This window comes from Halomonas sp. LES1 (assembly GCF_031846005.1).
Classification (GTDB): Bacteria; Pseudomonadota; Gammaproteobacteria; order Pseudomonadales; family Halomonadaceae; genus Halomonas.
The window spans coordinates 381,543-399,215 of sequence record NZ_JAVRGC010000002.1 but is presented as its reverse complement, the minus strand read 5'-3'; the positions used below and the strand labels follow the sequence as shown (position 1 = coordinate 399,215).

The 17,673-nt window shown below is 67.1% G+C and carries 16 protein-coding genes and 1 pseudogene; 8 read left to right on the top strand and 9 right to left on the bottom strand.

From position 1 onward, the window contains the following. Positions 1 to 36 precede the first annotated feature (36 nt). On the bottom strand, positions 37 to 642 hold the full coding sequence (gene rpoE / locus RM463_RS06080; RefSeq protein ID WP_195687697.1) for an RNA polymerase sigma factor RpoE: 606 nt from the start codon (positions 640 to 642) through the stop codon (positions 37 to 39). A gap of 323 nt (positions 643 to 965) precedes the next feature. On the opposite strand from rpoE, the gene RM463_RS06075 reads away from it, so the two are divergent. Continuing rightward, positions 966 to 2,042: a 3-deoxy-7-phosphoheptulonate synthase gene (locus RM463_RS06075; protein ID WP_299231618.1), complete on the top strand. Its 1,077-nt coding sequence runs from the start codon at positions 966 to 968 to the stop codon at positions 2,040 to 2,042. Positions 2,043 to 2,137: 95 nt separating this feature from the next. On the opposite strand, the gene xthA is transcribed toward RM463_RS06075, so the two are convergent. Continuing rightward, positions 2,138 to 2,974, bottom strand: coding sequence for an exodeoxyribonuclease III (gene xthA / locus RM463_RS06070; RefSeq protein WP_311429371.1), 837 nt, complete (start codon positions 2,972 to 2,974; stop codon positions 2,138 to 2,140). Beyond that, the gene (locus tag RM463_RS06065; RefSeq protein ID WP_195687700.1) at positions 2,974 to 3,231 is read right to left on the bottom strand and encodes a hypothetical protein; all 258 of its coding nucleotides are present in this window, start codon (positions 3,229 to 3,231) and stop codon (positions 2,974 to 2,976) included. Before RM463_RS06065 ends, xthA begins: the two co-directional genes overlap by 1 nt. A gap of 132 nt (positions 3,232 to 3,363) precedes the next feature. Here RM463_RS06065 and rhlB point away from each other — a divergent pair, with 132 nt between their 5' ends. Both rhlB and dinG read left to right on the top strand, forming a co-directional pair. Continuing rightward, the gene (gene rhlB / locus RM463_RS06060) at positions 3,364 to 4,638 is read left to right on the top strand and encodes an ATP-dependent RNA helicase RhlB (protein WP_311429370.1); all 1,275 of its coding nucleotides are present in this window, start codon (positions 3,364 to 3,366) and stop codon (positions 4,636 to 4,638) included. Between the two features lie 6 nt (positions 4,639 to 4,644). Then, the gene (dinG, locus tag RM463_RS06055) at positions 4,645 to 6,789 is read left to right on the top strand and encodes an ATP-dependent DNA helicase DinG (RefSeq protein ID WP_311429369.1); all 2,145 of its coding nucleotides are present in this window, start codon (positions 4,645 to 4,647) and stop codon (positions 6,787 to 6,789) included. Here the strand turns inward: dinG and RM463_RS06050 are convergent. From RM463_RS06050 to RM463_RS06025, 6 genes are read right to left on the bottom strand one after another with little or no spacing between them, the layout of a single operon-like run. Then, positions 6,742 to 7,809 carry a hypothetical protein gene (locus RM463_RS06050; protein WP_311429368.1) on the bottom strand — a complete coding sequence of 356 codons (1,068 nt, stop codon included), beginning with the start codon at positions 7,807 to 7,809 and terminating at the stop codon, positions 6,742 to 6,744. The genes dinG and RM463_RS06050 overlap by 48 nt on opposite strands. Positions 7,810 to 7,826: 17 nt before the next feature. Then, positions 7,827 to 8,597: a TonB family protein gene (locus RM463_RS06045; protein WP_311429367.1), complete on the bottom strand. Its 771-nt coding sequence runs from the start codon at positions 8,595 to 8,597 to the stop codon at positions 7,827 to 7,829. Then, entirely contained in the window at positions 8,594 to 9,004 is a 411-nt protein-coding gene (locus RM463_RS06040; protein WP_195687705.1) for a biopolymer transporter ExbD, read from the bottom strand. The genes RM463_RS06045 and RM463_RS06040 overlap by 4 nt, the downstream gene beginning before the upstream one ends. After that, positions 8,997 to 9,533 (bottom strand): MotA/TolQ/ExbB proton channel family protein, encoded by a 537-nt coding sequence (locus tag RM463_RS06035; RefSeq protein WP_195687706.1) that lies wholly within the window; start codon positions 9,531 to 9,533, stop codon positions 8,997 to 8,999. The genes RM463_RS06040 and RM463_RS06035 overlap by 8 nt, the downstream gene beginning before the upstream one ends. Then, entirely contained in the window at positions 9,514 to 10,908 is a 1,395-nt protein-coding gene (locus tag RM463_RS06030; RefSeq protein WP_311429366.1) for a MotA/TolQ/ExbB proton channel family protein, read from the bottom strand. Before RM463_RS06030 ends, RM463_RS06035 begins: the two co-directional genes overlap by 20 nt. Then, positions 10,905 to 11,684, bottom strand: coding sequence for a DUF3450 domain-containing protein (locus tag RM463_RS06025; RefSeq protein WP_311429365.1), 780 nt, complete (start codon positions 11,682 to 11,684; stop codon positions 10,905 to 10,907). Before RM463_RS06025 ends, RM463_RS06030 begins: the two co-directional genes overlap by 4 nt. Positions 11,685 to 11,942: 258 nt before the next feature. Between RM463_RS06025 and RM463_RS17510 the strand changes: the two are divergent. The 5 genes and pseudogenes from RM463_RS17510 to RM463_RS06005 form a co-directional block, all read left to right on the top strand. Further along, positions 11,943 to 12,082, top strand: a pseudogene (locus RM463_RS17510) (iron chelate uptake ABC transporter family permease subunit); the annotation flags it as partial. A 142-nt stretch (positions 12,083 to 12,224) separates the two neighbouring features. Continuing rightward, positions 12,225 to 14,381, top strand: a complete 2,157-nt coding sequence (locus RM463_RS06020) for a TonB-dependent receptor (RefSeq protein ID WP_311429364.1) — start codon at positions 12,225 to 12,227, stop codon at positions 14,379 to 14,381. 128 nt (positions 14,382 to 14,509) lie between these two features. Then, positions 14,510 to 15,538, top strand: coding sequence for an iron-siderophore ABC transporter substrate-binding protein (locus RM463_RS06015; protein ID WP_311429363.1), 1,029 nt, complete (start codon positions 14,510 to 14,512; stop codon positions 15,536 to 15,538). Next, complete coding sequence (locus RM463_RS06010; RefSeq protein ID WP_311429362.1) at positions 15,532 to 16,530, top strand: iron ABC transporter permease; 999 nt, start codon at positions 15,532 to 15,534, stop codon at positions 16,528 to 16,530. Before RM463_RS06015 ends, RM463_RS06010 begins: the two co-directional genes overlap by 7 nt. 2 nt (positions 16,531 to 16,532) lie before the next feature. Next, entirely contained in the window at positions 16,533 to 17,591 is a 1,059-nt protein-coding gene (locus RM463_RS06005; RefSeq protein WP_311429361.1) for an iron ABC transporter permease, read from the top strand. The last annotated feature ends 82 nt before the right edge of the window (positions 17,592 to 17,673 follow it).

Here is a 17,673-nt window from a genome sequence, read left to right as displayed (position 1 = left end):
CGAATCGACAATAAATCGACAAATTACTGCCGAGCATCACTCGCCCACCGGTTCACGGTTGCGCGAGGTGGTCACCAGCGGCTGGATATGCTGGTCGACCGCCTCTCGTGCCCGAAAGATCCGCGAGCGCACGGTACCCACCGGACACTCCATGATGGTGGCAATATCCTCATAGGAGAGGCCCTCCAGCTCTCGCAACGTGATCGCGGTACGCAGGTCATCGGGCAGGCCCTCGATCGCCTCGAAGATGGCCCCCTTCAGCTGGTCGCGGGCCATGGCCGACTCGGGGGTCTCGGTGTCGGAGAGGCGGCCACTCTGGTCGAGGATCTCGGCATCGACGATATCCAGGTCGCTGCCGGGCGGGCGCCTCCCCCTGGAGACCAGATGATTCTTGGCCGTGTTGATGGCGATTCGATACATCCAGGTATAGAAGGCGCTCTCGGCACGAAACTTGCCAAGGGCACGATAGGCCTTGATAAAGGCCTCCTGGGCGACATCCTGCACCTCGGCATGATCATGCACATAGCGCCCGATCAGGCCGATGATCTTGTGCTGATACTTCCTCACCAGCAGGTCGAAGGCGCGGGTATCCCCCTTCTGAGCCCGTTCGACGAGCTGCTGGTCGGTTTCCCTGGCGCCCATCTAACCCCTCCCCGTCATCAAACGACGGGAAAGGGAGCGTCGTCCGGAAGGCATGGAAACTTCAACAATACGGCGTGCTTGCATAGCGTCTACCTGAAGCCTGGGCGTTTGGGGGTCAAAGACCATCATCAAGAGTCGCACAAGTGTTCCCTTTTCCTGTTCATCCATCAAGCCGCGGATCCTCACCGGACGCGGCCGCTATGACACCGGCGGCCCTTCGCAGGTTCCCGTGATTGATCCGGCCTACCCCGGCCGGTGTATAGTAGAGCCAAAACAACCATGCCGTCAGGCCTTCAGCGCAGACACGACCCACAGGAAATCGCATGACAGATCAACAGGTCAGCAACCTCAACGTCCTCTCCCAGGACGTGCTTATCACCCCGGAAGCCCTCAAGCAGGAGATTCCGCTTACCGACGCCGCCGAGCAGACCGTGATCGAAGGGCGCCATACCATCCAGCGCATCCTGGACGGCGAAGACCCGCGCCTGCTGGTGGTGGTGGGCCCCTGCTCCATCCACGACGTGGATGCCGCCCTCGACTATGCCCGCCGCCTGCGCCGCCTGGCCGACGAGGTGAAGGACAGCCTGTATATCGTGATGCGCGTCTACTTCGAGAAGCCGCGCACCACCGTCGGCTGGAAGGGGCTGATCAACGACCCCAACCTGAATGGCTCCTTCGAGATCGAGAAGGGCCTGCATACGGCCCGCAAGCTGCTGGTGGAGCTGTCCGAGATGGGCCTGCCGCTGGCTACCGAGGCACTCGACCCGATCTCGCCTCAGTACATTCAGGACTGCATCAGCTGGTCGGCCATCGGCGCACGCACGACAGAGTCCCAGACGCACCGCGAGATGTCCTCGGGCCTCTCCTGCCCGGTCGGTTTCAAGAACGGCACCGACGGCAGCCTGGGTGTAGCGGTCAATGCCCTGCAATCGGTGGCCCATCCGCACAACTTCCTGGGCATCGACTACAAGGGGCGGGTGGCCATCATTCGCACCCGCGGCAACGCCTACGGCCACGTGGTGCTGCGCGGCGGCAACGGCAAGCCCAACTACGACAGCGTCAGCGTGGCTCTGGCAGAGCAGGAGCTCAACAAGGCCGGCATCAAGCCCAACATCATGATCGACTGCTCACACGCCAACTCCAACAAGGATGCGGCGCTGCAGCCGCTGGTGCTGGAGAACGTCACCAACCAGCTGCTCGACGGCAACCGTTCGATCATCGGCCTGATGGTCGAGTCCAATATCGGCTGGGGCAACCAGAAGCTGCCGGAGGATCTCGACCAGCTCCAGTACGGCGTTTCCATCACCGATGCCTGCATCGACTGGGAGACCACCGAGCAGGCATTCAAGGAGATGAACGAGAAGCTGGCACCGGTCCTGGCCAAGCGTATCGAGCGCTGATCGACACGGCCGATGGCGCCGGCCCACCCACCCGGTGCAGGCGCCTACCACGAAAGCCCACGCCCCTCCGCGGCGTGGGCTTTCTCGTTATGCCGTCACGCTTTCGGCAGAGAAAGCTCGGTCCATACGGGGGCATGATCGGAGGGCTTCTGCATGCCGCGCAGCTCATAGTCGATGCCGGCGTCGACCACCTTCTCCGCCAGCGGCGCGGTCACCAGGATATGGTCGATGCGCAGGCCCCGCTTCGGGTCGCGATCGAATCCCTTGGAGCGATAGTCGAACCAGCTGTAGCGGTCGGCCACCTCGGGATAGTGCAGCCGGTAGCTGTCCACCAGGCCCCAGGCCTTGATACCCGCCAGCCACTCACGCTCCACCGGCTGGAAACTGGTCTTGCCTTCGCGCAGCCAGCGCTTGCGATTGGCCTCGCCGATGCCGATATCGATATCCTCGGGCGAAATATTGAAATCGCCCATCACCGCCAGACGCTCGTCGGGGCGATGGTGGCGCTCGAGCAGCGACCTCAGCTGGGCATAGAACGCCCGCTTGTGGGGGAACTTCAGCGGGTGCTCGATATTCTCGCCCTGGGGGAAGTAACCATTCCATACCGTCAGCGGCTCACCGTCTGATAGCCGCAGGGTCACGCCGATCATGCGGCGCTGAGCCTCATCAGCGTCATCGGGAAAGCCGTAGTGGACCGCCTCGGGCTCGCCGCACTGGGCCGTATCGAGCATCATCGCGACGCCGTAGTGCCCCTTCTGGCCGTGGTAGACGACTCGATAGCCCAGCGCCTCCACCGCCTCGCGGGGAAACTCGGCGTCCTGCACCTTGGTCTCCTGCAGACCGATCAGCGCCGGCCGCTGGGCCGTGACCAATGCCTCCAGCTGATGAAGGCGCGCACGAATGCCATTGATATTGAACGATACCAGATGCATCAGCTCGACGTTCCTCCCGGCTCCGGCCCCTCGCCGCCTTCGCGCTCGGGATGAATGGCGATCTCCTGGCCGGCCTCCTGGCGAGCCTGCTTGCGGGCAGCCTGAAGCTTGCGCTGCTGACGCTTCTTCTGGGTGTAGCGGGTCGACGAGGTGACCTGGTCGGGATTCTCGTGGCGCCACTTCTTGTAGTCCTTGCGCCGACCGGTACGAATCTGCACCTTGTCGGCCAGCGAACGGGTCTTCTTGCGACGTGTCATGGGCATACTCCTCTGCTGTGACGCGCATTCTATCAGCCCTGCGCGGTGAGACGCGCCCTTCGTCGCATAGACTGGTACAATACCCGTTTGCATGACATGACTACCCTATCGACACGGAAAGACAGCAAGCCTATGAGCGAGTCGGAACAGACCACGGCCCCGGCCGAGAACCGCAAGCCCAAGCGTCGTCGTCGCAAGCCGCGCCGTCGCCAGTCGAACTGGGATCTGCGCCAGTTCCAGGTCACCCCGGTGGCCGGCAAGTGGCGCTTTCACGACTTCGACCTGCCCCTGCCACTGATGCGTGCCATCCACGCGCTGGGCTTCGAGTACTGCACCCCGATCCAGGCCGAGGCCCTCGGCCACACCCTGCTCGGCGGTGATATCGTCGGCAAGGCCCAGACCGGCACCGGCAAGACCGCCGCCTTCCTGATCTCGATCCTGGCCTACTTCCTCGAGGAGGAGCGCCCCAACGGCCAGAAGCCGGGCGCACCCCGTGCGCTGGTCGTGGCCCCGACCCGCGAGCTCGCCCTGCAGATCGAGAAGGACGCCAAGGCCCTGGCACGCTTTACCGACCTCAAGGTGGCAAGCGTGGTGGGCGGCATGGACTACCAGAAGCAGCGCGAGGCCCTCGACGGCAAGCTCGATATCCTGGTGGCCACCCCGGGTCGCCTGCTCGACTTCCATCAGAAGCGCGATGTCGACCTCACCCAGGTCGAGGTGCTGGTCCTCGATGAAGCCGACCGCATGCTCTCCATGGGCTTTATCCCCGACGTCAAGCGGATCATTCGCCATACGCCGAAGAAGGAGGAGCGCCAGACCTTCCTGTTCTCGGCCACCTTCACCGAGGATATCCTCCAGCTGGCCAGCCAGTGGACCCATGAGCCGGCCCATGTCGAGATCGCCGTCACCGTCGACAACGCCGCCGACATCGATCAGCGGGTCTATATGGTCGGCGATGCGGAGAAGCAGCGCCTGCTGGTCAAGCTGCTCCAGCAGGAGAGCTTTGACCGGGTGATGGTGTTCGGCAACCGCCGCGACCTGGTGCGCAAGCTCGATGAGCTGCTACGCAAGGCGGGCATCGATGTGGCCATGCTCTCCGGCGATGTCCCCCAGAACCAGCGCATCGAGACCCTCGAGAAGTTCCGTGCCGGCGAGATCCAGGTCCTGGTGGCCACCGATGTGGCCGGCCGTGGCATCCATATCGAGGATGTCAGCCACGTGATCAACTACACCCTGCCGGAAGATCCGGAGGACTACGTCCACCGCATCGGCCGCACCGGCCGCGCCGGCGCCAAGGGGGTATCCATCAGCTTCGTGGGCGAAGAGGACGCCTTCTCACTGCCCGAGATCGAGCGCTATATCGACGACAAGCTGCCCTGCGAGCATCCGCCCGAAGGGCTGCTGTAACTCACGATGCTTGACGAGGCCTTGAAAGGCGAGATCCAGACCGCCTACCGCCATGCGCTGGAGGGCCTAGGTCTCACGCCCCGCTACGGTCAGCGACTGATGATCGCCGAGATCGCCCGCACCCTGGCGGGCATCGAGGCCGATGAGACCGGCAAGCGCGTCAGCGACGAGCATGTTTGTGTACTGGAAGCCGGTACCGGCACCGGCAAGACCCTCGCCTACCTGCTGGCCGCCCTGCCGGTGGCCAAGGCCCGCGGCAAGCGACTGGTGCTCTCCACCGCCACCGTGGCGCTCCAGGAGCAGGTGCTGCACCAGGACCTGCCGGCACTCAAGGCCCATAGCGGTATCGACTTTCGCTATGCCCTGGCCAAGGGGCGTGGCCGCTATGTGTGCGTGGCACGCCTCGACCAGGCGCTCGACGGCGGCGAGGAGAACCCCACCCTGTCGATGTTCGAGCAGGCGCTCGACAGCGGTGGCGACGACTTCCAGGCGCTGGTCAAGGCGATGGGCGATGCCTACGGCAATGGCCGCTGGGAGGGTGACCGCGACAGTTGGCCCGAGGCGATCAAGGACGAGCACTGGCGTCGCCTCACCGTGGACCATCGCCAGTGCACCAACCGTCGCTGCGGTCACTTCGGGGCCTGCGCCTTCTTCCGCGCCCGGCGCGACATGGAGCAGGCCGACATCATCGTCGCCAATCACGACCTGGTGTTGGCCGACCTCTCCCTGGGGGGCGGTGTGGTGCTGCCCGACCCGGGTGACTGCATCCATGTGTTCGACGAAGGCCACCACCTGCCCGACAAGGCCCTCAACCACTTTACCTATCGCTTCGGCGTGAACGCGGGCCTGCGCTGGCTCCGCAATCTCAGAAAGTCGCTCACCGAGCTCAATGCCGCCCTGGGGGGGCAAGCCACCCTGGCGCGGCTGCTGGCCAGCCTCCCCCAGGCGATGGATGCCGCCGAACCACGGCTGGGGGAGGCCTTCGCCCTGGGCCACCAGCTGGCCGGACGCCCTCAGGGGCTTGGTGACGGCGAGGAGTTTCACCAGCACCGTTTCGAGATGGGGCGCGCTCCCGAGGCGTTGCGCGAGCATGCCGCGGCACTGGTCACGCTGTTTGCCGAGCTCTCCCGCACCCTCGAGAGCATGGCCGATATCCTGCGCGAGAGCCTCGACCCCGACAAGCACACCGGACTGCCGCGGGAGGCGGCCGAGGCGTGGCTACCGCTGGTGGCGCTGCTGCATGGCCGCGCCCTGGAGGCCCACGCCCTGTGGCAGGCCTTTACCGAGGTGGACCCCGAGGGTGAACCGCCGCGGGCCCGCTGGCTGACCCTCGAGCGTTTCGGCGGCGAGCCCGAGCTGACCTTCTCGGCGAGTCCCGTCTCGGCCGCCCACACCCTGGCCAAGAGCCTGTGGGGCACCACCTTCGGCGCCGTGGTCACCTCCGCGACGCTCACCGCCCTGGGGCGTTTCGAGCGCCTGCAGGAGCGCGCCGGCCTCGCCAATCGTTACCGCTACCAGCGACTCCCCAGCCCCTTCGACTACTCGAAGGCGGTGCTCAGCGTCCCCAGGGAGGCCGTCGACCCGGCCGATCGCGAAGGCCACGAGCGGGCCATCGTCGACTTCGTCAACGGTCTCGAACGCCAGGAGGCGGTGCTGATGCTGTTCTCGTCCCGAGCCCAGCTTCGCGCCGTGGAGAAGGCACTGCCCAAGAATCTGGCCGAACGGATACTGGCCCAGGACCGCCTCCCCAAGCGCGAACTGATCAACCGCCATCGCAAGCGGGTGGATGCCGGTGAAGGCAGCATCATCTTCGGGCTGGCCAGTTTCGCCGAGGGCATCGACCTGCCGGGGGACTACCTCACCCATGTGGTGATCACCCGGCTGCCCTTCGCGGTGCCCGATGATCCGGTGGGTGCCACCCTGGCGGAGTGGATCGAGAGTCGCGGCGGCAACTCCTTCATGCGCATCAGCGTGCCCGATGCCTCCATCAAGCTGGTGCAGGCCTGTGGCCGCCTGATCCGCAAGGAATCGGACCACGGCCGCATCACCCTGCTCGACCGTCGCGTGCTGACCCGCCGCTACGGCCGGGCCCTGCTCGACTCCCTACCGCCCTTCGTACGCGAGATCGATGGGGTGCGGCAGGAGCCGTAAGGACTCTTCCGCCGCCTCGTCATGCCCCCAGGCGTGGGCCAGCCGGTCGAGCCTCGACCAGTCGTCGTCCTTGCCACTGCGCTTCGCCACTTCCCGCCAGGCGGCCAGTGCCCGCTCGCGATCGCGAGCCCGCTCCCAGGCCTGGGCCAGCAGCCGTCGATTCGCCTCGCTGTCCGCAAGCTCGCCCGACGCCAGTGCCGCCTCGAGATGTTCGGCGGCACGCGCCGGGGTACCGCCGGCGAGGTGCAGCTCGATCAGGCGGCGCAGATCCTCTTCACCGCTCAACAGGCCCGCACGCCAGCCCGCCTCCCAGATGGCGGCCGCTCGCCCGGCATCGCCCAGCCGCTGAGCCAGGGCCGCCGCCTCGCGCCAGCGCGCCGGGTCGCGGCTTTCGGTCAGCCCGCTAGCGAGCAGGGAAAGCGCCGCCTCGTCCCGGCCGGCGCGGCGCAGCACGACACTGGCCAGGGCACGCTGGCGATCGTCGAGTTGCGGCGCCAGCTCCCGCGCCTGCTGCACCCGATCGGCGGCCTCCTCCCAGCGCTCGAGGTGTGCCAGGGAGCGCGCCAGCTGCCAGTGATCGCGCGGCTCGCCCGCGTGACGTCCCAGCCACTCCGCCAACAGCTCGCTCCCCCGTTCGCGATCGCCGGCGGCCAGCCGCAGGCGAGCCTCGTCGCGCAGCCAACGATCGTGCTGCTGCGCCTCGATGCCCTCGACACCGCGCGCCTCGGCGAGGTAGTTCGCTGCCGCCACAGACTCCTCCTGCTGCATCATCGCGCCGGCGGCTAGCTGCAGGTAGAGGGCCCGCGCCCAGCGGTCGCCGGCATTGCCCCCGGCCAGGCGCCGTGCCTGGGCCAGGGCACGCGCCTCCACCGCCACGGCCTCCCCCTCCTGGAGTGCCACTTCCAGCTGCAGGAGGTCGTCGATAAAGCTGGCCTTGAGCGGAGGAGCAGCCTGGGCCAGCGGAACGCCCACCAGCCAGCAGAACAGCAAAGCGGAAAAAGAGAGCAGGGTGTAGCGCATGGGAGTCTCCTCGCGACTCATCTCAGCTTGAACTCCAGGCGCTGGCGTGCCCGCCGAAGCCCCTGGGCCGGCTCGAAGCGCCAGCGCGACACCGACCGGCGCGCCGCCTCGTCGAAGACGCTGGTGGGTCGCGCCGAGAGCACCTTGATGCTGCCCGGATCCACGCTGCCATCGGGCCGAATGACGAACGCAAGCTCGACATACCCCTCGAGACCACGGCGCTGGGCCCGAGACGGATACTCGGGTGGCACGCGACTGGTGGGGGCGATCTGGCCCACGTCGACCGGCTCGCGACTGACGGGCTTGGCCACCGCCTCGGCGGGACTCGCTGCCGCCGAGGAGGGCGTCGAAGTGGGGGCAGGCGCGGGGGCCGATGTCGGGGCCGGAGTTGGGGCCGGAGTTGGGGCCGGCTCCGCTCGAGGCTCCTGACGCGGCTCGGGCGGCGGTTCAGGGGACACTTCGGCCAGCTCGGGAAGCGAGCTGTCCAGCTCGACTGGCGCCGGCTCCTCGGCCGGCAACTCCGGCTCGGGCAGGGCCAGAGCGGTGTTCGGCACGGGTGCCGGCTCCGGCAGTGGCGGTGGCGTGGCGGCAGGCGGCATCACGGCAGGGGGCTCGCTGACAGGTTCAACCGCTTCGGGCTCCGGCGCCGGCGCCAGCTCTGTCATCGTCAGGCGCATCTCCTGTACCTCGATATCCGGCTCAGGGGGCGAGACCAGCAGCGCCAGCAGCCAGAACAGCAGCAGTGCCATGCCGGCACCGGCCAGCACCGAGAGCAGAACTCGCCTCATGACGACCCTCGAGTCGCCGCCACGGCGACATTGTCCACACCGGCCTGGCGGATACGATCCATCACCTCGATCAGCAGCCCGGTGGTCGACTCGCGGTCGGCCTGGATCACCACGCCCCCCTCATCGCTGACCAGGCCGGCCACGGCGTCGCCGACGCGATGGGCATCCACCGGCTCACCGTCGACCCACACCGCTCCCTCGGGAGTGATGGCCACCATCAGCTGGGCATCCGGCCGGGGCGAGGCGGCACTCGACTCGGGGCGGTCGATCTCCACCCCGCTCTCCTTGATAAAGCTGGTGGTCACGATAAAGAAGATCAACATGATAAAGACCACGTCGAGCATCGGGGTCAGATTGATCTCACCGCTATCCCCGGCGTCACCGGCAAGCGTACGGCGTCTACGCATCGTTCTCCTCCACGGCACGGGCCAGTCGGTCATGCAGCCGCTGATCCTCGCGCCGAATGACCTGTTCCAGCCGAGTGGTAAACAGCAGCCCCACCACCGCCACCGCCATGCCCGCCAGGGTCGGCAGGGTGGCCCGAGCCACGCCATCGGCCATGGCGCGTGCCTGGCTGGTATCACTCAGCGCCAGGCTGTCGAAGACGGTAATCATCCCGGTGACGGTGCCCAGCAGACCCAACAGCGGGCAGAGCGCCACCAGCAGCTTGAGCCAGGGCAGCGGCCGACGCAGCCGGGCGATCAGTTCGCTGGCCCACACCTCGCGAACGGTCAGGGCACTCCAGCTATGGTGGTCGGCGCGCTGTGCCCAGCGCCGGACCAGCCTGCGCCGAGCACGCCGATAAGTGAGTCGAAAGAACAGCACCCGCTCCAGCGCCAGGCTGAACAGCAGCGCCGCCACGGCGGCGATGCCCACCAGCACGACGCCACCGGCGTCAATCAGCCGTGCCAGGGGCTCAAGCCATAGCGGCAGCATGCGGCCCTTTCTCCTTGGCGGTAATGGCGGGGCGGCGATGCTCCAGTCGCTCGGCCAGGGCGGCACTGGCCTGCCCCTCCACCACGCCGGCCAGCTGACGACTGCGGCCGGCCAGGGCGGTGTGGGCAAACAGCAGGGGCACCGCGGTGATCAGCCCCAGCACGGTCGTCACCAGTGCCTGACTGATGCCGCCCGCCATTAGCTGTGGGTCGCCGGTGCCGAAGACGGTGATGGCCTGGAAGGTCACGATCATCCCGGTGACGGTGCCCAGCAGCCCCAGCAGCGGAGCCACCGCGGCCAGCAGCTTGACCAGCGGTTGGCCCCTCTCTAGACGCGGCAGCTCGGCCAGCATCGCCTCGTCGAGACGTGCCTCCAGCGCTTCTGGCATGGGATCATCGGAAAGCGCCCGGAAGCGCAGCAACACACGGCCCAGGGGGTTGTCATCACGCAACTGATCCAGCGTCGTCAGTTGACGACGCAGCGCCACACTGACCCTGAGCAGGTAGCCATACTGCGTGAGCGCCACCAACAGGCCAAAGGCGCCCAGGCCCACCACCACATAACCGACGACGCCCCCCTGCTGGAAACGCTCCTGCAGGCTGGGGCGCTGTGCCAGGGCCTCGATCACCTGCCCTCCGGTCGGGTCCAGGGCGATGCGCTCGCCCTCGCCTGCCTGGAAGGCGGCAAGCTGCTGGGCCACCTCGTTGGGCGTACGCGTCACCGTGGCCAGTGCGCCCTCTTCGGCGCCACGTTCGAGCAGATCCCCGGCGGCGAAGGCCGCCAGATCCCCCAGCCGCACGACCTCGCGGGGTGCGATCTCACCGCTGTTGGCGGCCACCGGAGCCTCGAAGGCGCGTATGCGGCCGGTCTCGACCGTCAGGGCAATAAGGGAATCGGCGAGACTCTCGAGGTGCTCGGGGCGCAACACCTCGACGTCATTCAGTCGCGGCGGCAGCTCGGCACCGCCCACGGTAAGCCAGCTCTCGGCTAGGGCATCACGCAGCTCTCCGCTATGGCGGGCCAGCACCTTCAGCACCGCCGTCAGGTCGTCGCCCTGCTCGGCCTGGCGGCTATCGAGGGCCTCTCGGCGAGACTGCAGCTCGGCCTGACGGGATTCGAGCTCGGCATGTCGCGACTCGGCCTCGGCATAAGCCTGCCGCGCCTCCTCCAGGGCCGCTTCCAGTGCATCACGGTCCTCGACCAGCTCGGCCAGCCGCGCGGCATCCCGCGCCTCCGCGGCCTCCCGCTCGGCGCGCAGGGTGGTCAACGGATCGCTCTGGGCCGCCGCGGGCAGCACCGTCGCCAATAGCACAGCTCCCAGAACCAGTGCCACGACACGCTTCAGACTGGGGTTGCTCTTGATGCTGGTATTCATAAGACGTGCTCCGCGTCGACCGGCGTCACCGGGTGGGAGACCGGTAGGGTAAGCAACTCCGGCGCCCGCTGGTCGCGGGCGATACGCAGCCCATGGCGCAGCTCGACTCGCTCGGCCTCAGCCAGTGGCTGCCAGCGCTGCTCGTCGGAGCGCCAGACGGCGCCCTGATGTCCATCGGGCGTCAGATAATAGAGCCCCACGCGACCCAGGCGGAAGAAGTCCACCTCTCGGCGCACCTCCCCCTCCTCCAGGGTGCCGCGCCAGGCATCGAGCTCGCGGCCATAGTTCAGCTCGGCGCGCCAGGCGGCCAGGGTGCGGTCCAGGCGCTGCGACGTGGAAAGGTCGGGATCTGCCATGCCATTCTCGAGTCCCTCGACCCGTGCCAGACGCTCCTGCTTCAGGAAGGGAAGATCACCCTCCACCCAGGCCCTCAACCGCGACAACAACCCCTGCTCAACCGCCGGCAAGGTTTCACGGGTCTCGACCAGGGCATCCAGGGCCGCTTCGCGGGTCGCCAGGCGCTCGGCCTGGCGCTCGAGACGCGGCGTCAGGCTCTCGCTGTCCGCCCGAAGGCGTCGCGTCTCGGCTTCCAGGCGACGCAGCTCGGCCAGCATCTCGCGACTGGCGTCATCGGCGGCATCGATGCGCACCTGCAACTCGGCCTGAACACGCTGTGCCTCGCTGGCTTCCTCTATCAGCTCCTGCCCCATCAGGGGTGTGGTGACGAGCAGAAGGCCAGCAGCCCCCAATAACAGAGTGGATCGAATCCTCTTCACGTCAGGCTCCCTGGCTCCGTGACGAATGGCGAACGGATGCTCTCACAAGTGATAATAGTTATCAATCATTGAAAACCCTTAAAATATAATGATAATAAGTCTCAAATGTGTCGCTGTCTCGCTACGCCTGTCAGGACCGATATACCCCTGACATGGTCGACAACCTTCCCGATGGATACCATGCCTCACACCCTCTCGCCGCTCTATATTGGCCCGTTGAAATCCTTGTTTCCTCCGCGGATCACGGCAGCTCCCGAGGCCGCACTCACCAGTGCCCTGCTGATGGTGCTGGCCGACGGGGTGGGCCGCCAGCGCTGTTCCCGCAGGAGATTCCCGCCGGGCTGGTGGCCTCACTGCTCGGTGGGGCCTACTTCATGCAGGGATTGAGGCGCAGGTAATGCAGAGAGGACCTCCTTCTTCTTGCGAACTTTAAATGAAAAGAATTATCATTTACTCACTCAATCGCATTAATAGACTGTGTCGACACAGCGCCCGGCCAGACACCGGGCTCGGATCATCACCCTAGGGACTCGTTTCTTCATGCCATATCGACAGCCCACCGTCGCCAAGTGCCTGCCCATCCTGCTCTGCACTGCTCTACCCACCATCGCCCTCGCTCAATCTGCCTCGACGGACCAGACACAGGCCGCCGATGAGCTGGACCCGCTCGTCGTCACCGCGACCCGCAACAAGAGCCTGGCCGGCAAGACGCCCCAGAAGGTCACCATCATCACCCGCGAGGAGATCGAGCAGCAGCTGGCCATCACCAACGATCCCGGCCAGGTGCTCAGCAACCTGATTCCCTCCTACTCGCCCAGCCGCCAGAAGCTCAACAACACCGGCGAGACCCTGCGCGGTCGCTCGGCGCTGTTCATGGTCGACGGCGTTCCCCAGACCAACGCGCTGCGGGACGGCGGTCGCGACAGCTATACCATCGACCTGTCCATGGTCGAGCGCATCGAGGTGATCCACGGCGCCAGCGCCGAGCATGGCCTGGGCGCCACCGGCGGCATCATCAACTATGTCACCAAGCGCGCCGAGGCCGGTACCGTCAACCAGCACGCCGGGATCAGCCTGACCAGCGACGACGACTTCGAGTCCGAGGGCTTCGGCCACAAGCTGGACTACCGCATCAGCGGCCAGAGCGGCGACTGGGACTACCTGGCCGCCGCCAGCCGTCAGGAACGCGGGGTGTTCTTCGACGGCAACGACGAGGAAGTGGGCATCGCCTACCACGGCGAGGTCCAGAACTCCGAGAGCTACGACCTCTTCGGCAAGCTCGGCTACTGGATCGACGCGGAGCAGAACCTCGAGCTCTCCCTCAACCATTTCGACCTCGACGTCAATGACGACTATGTGCCGGTGGCCGGCGATCGCTCCGAGGGCATCGCCACCACCGCACGCAAGGGCAACCTGCAGGGCGAGCCCGGCTATAACGAGGTGACCAAGGCCCAACTGGCCTACTCCCACGGTGACTGGTTCGGCAACGAGCTGGATGCCCAGCTCTACACCCAGCGCTTCCGCGCCCAGTTTGGTGCCACCGGCCTCGGCTCCTTCCCCTACCAGGACGAGAACGGCGAGACGCGGTTCGACCAGACCCGCAACGAATCCGACAAGGTCGGCGGCAAGTTCACCCTCTCCCGCGACGGCCTGCTCGACGACCGCCTCAGGCTGACCACCGGCGTCGACCTGCTGCAGGACGAGACCCAGCAGGTGCTGGTGCAGACCGGCCGCAACTACGTGCCCGAGACCCAGTTCCGCAATGTTGCCGCCTTCCTTCAGGGCGATGTCGACCTGACCGACTCGCTGAGCCTGCATGCCGGTGCCCGCCAGGAGCATGCCGAGCTGAACGTCGACGACTACGCGACCGTGGACCGCGGCACCAGCGTCGAGAACGACCTTGTATCCGTAGCCGGCGGTAATCCCGACTTCGACGAGACCCTGCTCAACGCCGGCCTGGTCTACCAGGCCACCGACTGGGCCCAACTCTACGCCAACTACTCGGAAGGCTTCGGCATGCCCGACGTGGGAAGAGTACTGCGTGGGGTCAAGAGCCCCGGCCAGGACGTCGACACCCTGGTCGACCTCTCGCCCATCGTCACCGACAACCGAGAGGTCGGCGCCCGCTTCGACTGGGAGCGCTATAGCCTCGAGCTGAGCTACTACGAGTCCGACTCCGACCTCGGCCAGCGCATCCAGCCCGATGCCCAGGGCAACTACCGGGTCCAGCGGGAGAAGACCGAGATCCAGGGCTACGAGATCACCGGCGAGGCTCGCCCCACCGATGCCCATCGCCTGCGGCTGACCTACACCCACGCCGAGGGCGAGTCCGATCAGGATGGCGACGGCGAGGTCGACACCAAGCTGACCGGCCGCGACATCGCGCCGGATACCCTGAAGCTCGGCTGGAGCGCGGCCTGGAACGACAAGCTGTCCTCGCACCTGCAGTACAGCCGCTACTTCGACCGCAGCTTCGACGATCCGGCCCTGGAGTTCGACGGCTACGGCCTGGTCGACGCCTCCCTGGCCTATCGCCTGCCGGTGGGTCGCGCCAGCCTGGGCATCGAGAACCTCACCGACGAGGACTACTTCACCTACTACTCCCAGTCGTTCCCCCAGTCGTCCGCGCTGGAAGACGACCTGTACTTCAAGGGTCGCGGTCGTACCCTGACCCTGGGTTACCAGGTCGACTTCTGAGGCATCACGTCCGCATGAGCGGCCCCCCGAGGGCCGCTTCCCCCTGTTTCTTTGGTAGCTCGAGGACGATGCTCGATCTCTCATTCCACTGCGCAGGCTATACTCGCCGGCCCCGTCGGCAAGCCACCATGATCGCCCGCGACAGACAACCGCGCCGCTGGCTGGCGGCGCTGCTGGCGGCCCTTCTGCCGCTGGGAGCCGCCGATGCCGGCGACGGGCGCCGCGTCGCCCATGCGTTCGGCGACACGACAATTCCCGCCCCTCCGCAGCGCGTCGTCACCCTCTACCAGGGGGCGACGGACAGCGCGGTGGCGCTGGGCATCACCCCGGTGGGCGTCGTCGATTCCTGGCTGGAGAAGCCCATGTACCGCTACCTGCGCGACGCGCTCAAAGGCATCGAGCACGTTGGCCTGGAGACCCAGCCCAACCTGGAGAAGGTCGCCTGGCTGGATCCCGATCTGATCGTGGCCACGCGCTTTCGCCACGAGCGGGTCAAGCCGCTGCTGGAGCAGGTCGCGCCGACGGTCGCCACCGGCACCGTCTTCGACTTCAAGGCCAGCCTGGCGCTGCTGGCCGAGGCCACCGGCCGCGAGGCCCGCGCCCACGCCTTGATGCAGGATTGGGACGCGCGCGTGGCGGACTTTCGCCGCCAGATCGCCGACCAACTAGGCGACGCCTGGCCTCAGAAGGCCGCCGTGGTCCGCTTCAAGAGCGACCATGTGCGTCTCTACTCCACCGGGTTCGCCGGCTCGATCCTCGATGAACTGGGCTTCGAACAGCCGGACGCCGTGCAGGACCAGGGCTGGGGCATGAAGCTGACCAGCGAGGAGAACATTCCTGTCCTGAACGCCGACGTGATCTTCGTGCTGCTGGAGCCTGATGACCCCGCCATCGCGAGGAACTACCGACACTGGCGCTCCCACCCCCTCTGGCAGCGGCTGGACGCCGTCGAGAGCGAGCGGGTCTTCGAGGTGGATGCGGTGAACTGGATCATGGGCGGCGGCATCCTGGCCGCCAATGCCATGCTCGATGACCTCTACGCTCACTATGGGCTGGATAATCCCGACGAGCGCTCGACACCGGCGCTGACCGCGGCAGCCGCCGCTGACTGCGGCCGGGATACCACCGCGCAGGACGAGGAATCCGCCCCATGCTGAATCACCGCCTGACACGGGCCGCGGGGCTGCTGCTGGGGATGACCCTGCTCGTCACGGCCTTCGCGGCCAGCGTCATGCTGGGCACCACCGAGATCGCCCCGCCGACCTTCGTCGAGGCGCTTATCCAGTACGACCCCGGCCGGGTCGCGCATATCATCATTGCCACCGAGCGCCTGCCCCGGGCGGTGATCGCCGCCCTGGTCGGCGCCAGCCTGGCCATCGCCGGCGCCCTGATGCAGACCCTGACCCGCAATCCCCTGGCCTCGCCGAGCATCCTGGGCATCAACGCCGGGGCCATGTTCTTCGTGGTGATCGCGGTCTCGCTGCTGCCCCTCCACGCCCCGGGCGAGGTGGTCTGGGCGGCGCTGTTGGGGGCCCTTGTGGCGGCCTGCTTGGTGGTGCTGCTGAGCCGCGGCCGTCACGGGGAGCTGTCGCCGCTGCGAGTGGTGCTGGCCGGGGTGGCCGTCACCGCCATGTTCGTCTCCTTCAGCCAGGGCCTGCTGATCATCGACCGCCAGAGCTTCGAGAGCGTGCTGTACTGGCTGGCCGGTTCCGTCGCCGGCCGCGAGCTGTCCCTGGTGGTGCCGCTGCTGCCGCTGTTCGGCGGCGCCCTGCTACTGTGTGCCCTGCTGGTGCGCCACGCCAATGCCCTGCTGCTGGGCGACGACATGGTCAAGGGGCTGGGCATGCGTGCCGGCACCATCAAGCTGCTGCTGGGCCTGGCGGTGATCCTGCTGGCCGGCAGCTCGGTGGCGCTGGCCGGCATGATCGGCTTCGTCGGACTGATCGTGCCCCACATGGCCCGGGGGATCTTCGGCGTCGACCATCGCTGGCTGCTGCCGGCCTGCGCCCTGCTGGGCGCCAGCCTGTTGCTGCTGGCCGATGTGGCTTCGCGCTTCCTGATGGCCCCTCAGGATGTGCCGGTGGGGGTGATGACCGCGCTGATCGGCACCCCCTTCTTCATTCACCTGGCGCGCAGGAAATCGGCCTGACCATGACCCATACCCCTTCCCTGAGCCAACGCCTGGACCCCGCGAGCGCAGCCACCGCCGATGCCGGCCGGGCGCGCTATGCGAGCCTGCTGGGGCTGCTTTGGTTGGTGCTGCTGGCCAGCATGGGCCTGTCGCTTGGCCTCGGCAGCTTCCCCACCTCGTTCGGGGAGATACTGCACGCCCTGGCCGCGCCCCAGGACAGCGATATCGCCTTTATCGCCTGGGAACTGCGCCTGCCGCGCCTCCTGCTGGCCGTGCTGGTGGGGGCGGCCCTGGCCGTGGCCGGCGCCATCCTCCAGGGCATGGTACGCAACCCGCTGGCCTCGCCGGACGTGATCGGCATCACCAGCGGCGCTGCACTGGCCGCCGTGACCTTCCTGGCGTTGTTCGGCACCACATTGAGCACCAACTGGCTGCCGGCCGCCGCGCAGCTCGGTGCGCTGCTGGCCGCCCTGCTGGTGTTCCTGCTGGCCTGGAAGGGCAGCGTCTCCCCTTCGCGCCTGGTGCTGGTCGGCATCGGCCTCTCCGCCGCCATGGGGGCCCTGACTACCCTGCTGATCGTGATCAGCGACGATGCCGCCGCCATGACCGCCTATGTATGGCTGACCGGCAGCCTCTACGCCGCCCAGTGGCAGGACGTGCTGGGCATGCTGCCCTGGCTGCTGGTGGCCATTCCGCTAGGCCTGGCCCAGGCGCGGCACATGGATGCCATGGCGCTGGGCGACGCGGTGGCCCAGGGGCTGGGTGTGAACCTGTTGCGCAGCCGTCTGGTGCTGATGGCCTGCAGCGTGGCCCTGGCCGGCGCAGCCGTGGCCTTCGCCGGGGGGCTCAGCTTCGTGGGCCTGGTCGCGCCGCATATCGCGTCCCGCCTGGTGGGGCGGGGCTTCGCCCGGCTGGTGCCCGCCGCCGCCCTGGTGGGAGCCCTGATCGTGCTCTACGCCGACCTGCTCGGCCGGGTGGCCTTCCTGCCCAAGGACCTGCCCGCCGGTATCTTCGTCTCGGGGGTGGGCGCGCCCTTCTTCGTCTATCTACTGCACCGCACCCGCTACCGCCGTGGTTAAATCTCCGAAACGCCCGGCATTGAAAATGAGAATTCTTTGCTTTACGTTACCCTGGCCCAGCCATGACATCCGCGAGTCCCTC

Coding starts and splice junctions, on each gene's coding strand:
- rpoE (WP_195687697.1), bottom strand. CDS start 642: ATGGGCGCCAGGGAAACCGACCAGCAGCTCGTCGAACGGGCTCAGAAG.
- RM463_RS06075 (WP_299231618.1), top strand. CDS start 966: ATGACAGATCAACAGGTCAGCAACCTCAACGTCCTCTCCCAGGACGTG.
- xthA (WP_311429371.1), bottom strand. CDS start 2,974: ATGCATCTGGTATCGTTCAATATCAATGGCATTCGTGCGCGCCTTCAT.
- RM463_RS06065 (WP_195687700.1), bottom strand. CDS start 3,231: ATGACACGTCGCAAGAAGACCCGTTCGCTGGCCGACAAGGTGCAGATT.
- rhlB (WP_311429370.1), top strand. CDS start 3,364: ATGAGCGAGTCGGAACAGACCACGGCCCCGGCCGAGAACCGCAAGCCC.
- dinG (WP_311429369.1), top strand. CDS start 4,645: ATGCTTGACGAGGCCTTGAAAGGCGAGATCCAGACCGCCTACCGCCAT.
- RM463_RS06050 (WP_311429368.1), bottom strand. CDS start 7,809: ATGCGCTACACCCTGCTCTCTTTTTCCGCTTTGCTGTTCTGCTGGCTG.
- RM463_RS06045 (WP_311429367.1), bottom strand. CDS start 8,597: ATGAGGCGAGTTCTGCTCTCGGTGCTGGCCGGTGCCGGCATGGCACTG.
- RM463_RS06040 (WP_195687705.1), bottom strand. CDS start 9,004: ATGCGTAGACGCCGTACGCTTGCCGGTGACGCCGGGGATAGCGGTGAG.
- RM463_RS06035 (WP_195687706.1), bottom strand. CDS start 9,533: ATGCTGCCGCTATGGCTTGAGCCCCTGGCACGGCTGATTGACGCCGGT.
- RM463_RS06030 (WP_311429366.1), bottom strand. CDS start 10,908: ATGAATACCAGCATCAAGAGCAACCCCAGTCTGAAGCGTGTCGTGGCA.
- RM463_RS06020 (WP_311429364.1), top strand. CDS start 12,225: ATGCCATATCGACAGCCCACCGTCGCCAAGTGCCTGCCCATCCTGCTC.
- RM463_RS06015 (WP_311429363.1), top strand. CDS start 14,510: ATGATCGCCCGCGACAGACAACCGCGCCGCTGGCTGGCGGCGCTGCTG.
- RM463_RS06010 (WP_311429362.1), top strand. CDS start 15,532: ATGCTGAATCACCGCCTGACACGGGCCGCGGGGCTGCTGCTGGGGATG.
- RM463_RS06005 (WP_311429361.1), top strand. CDS start 16,533: ATGACCCATACCCCTTCCCTGAGCCAACGCCTGGACCCCGCGAGCGCA.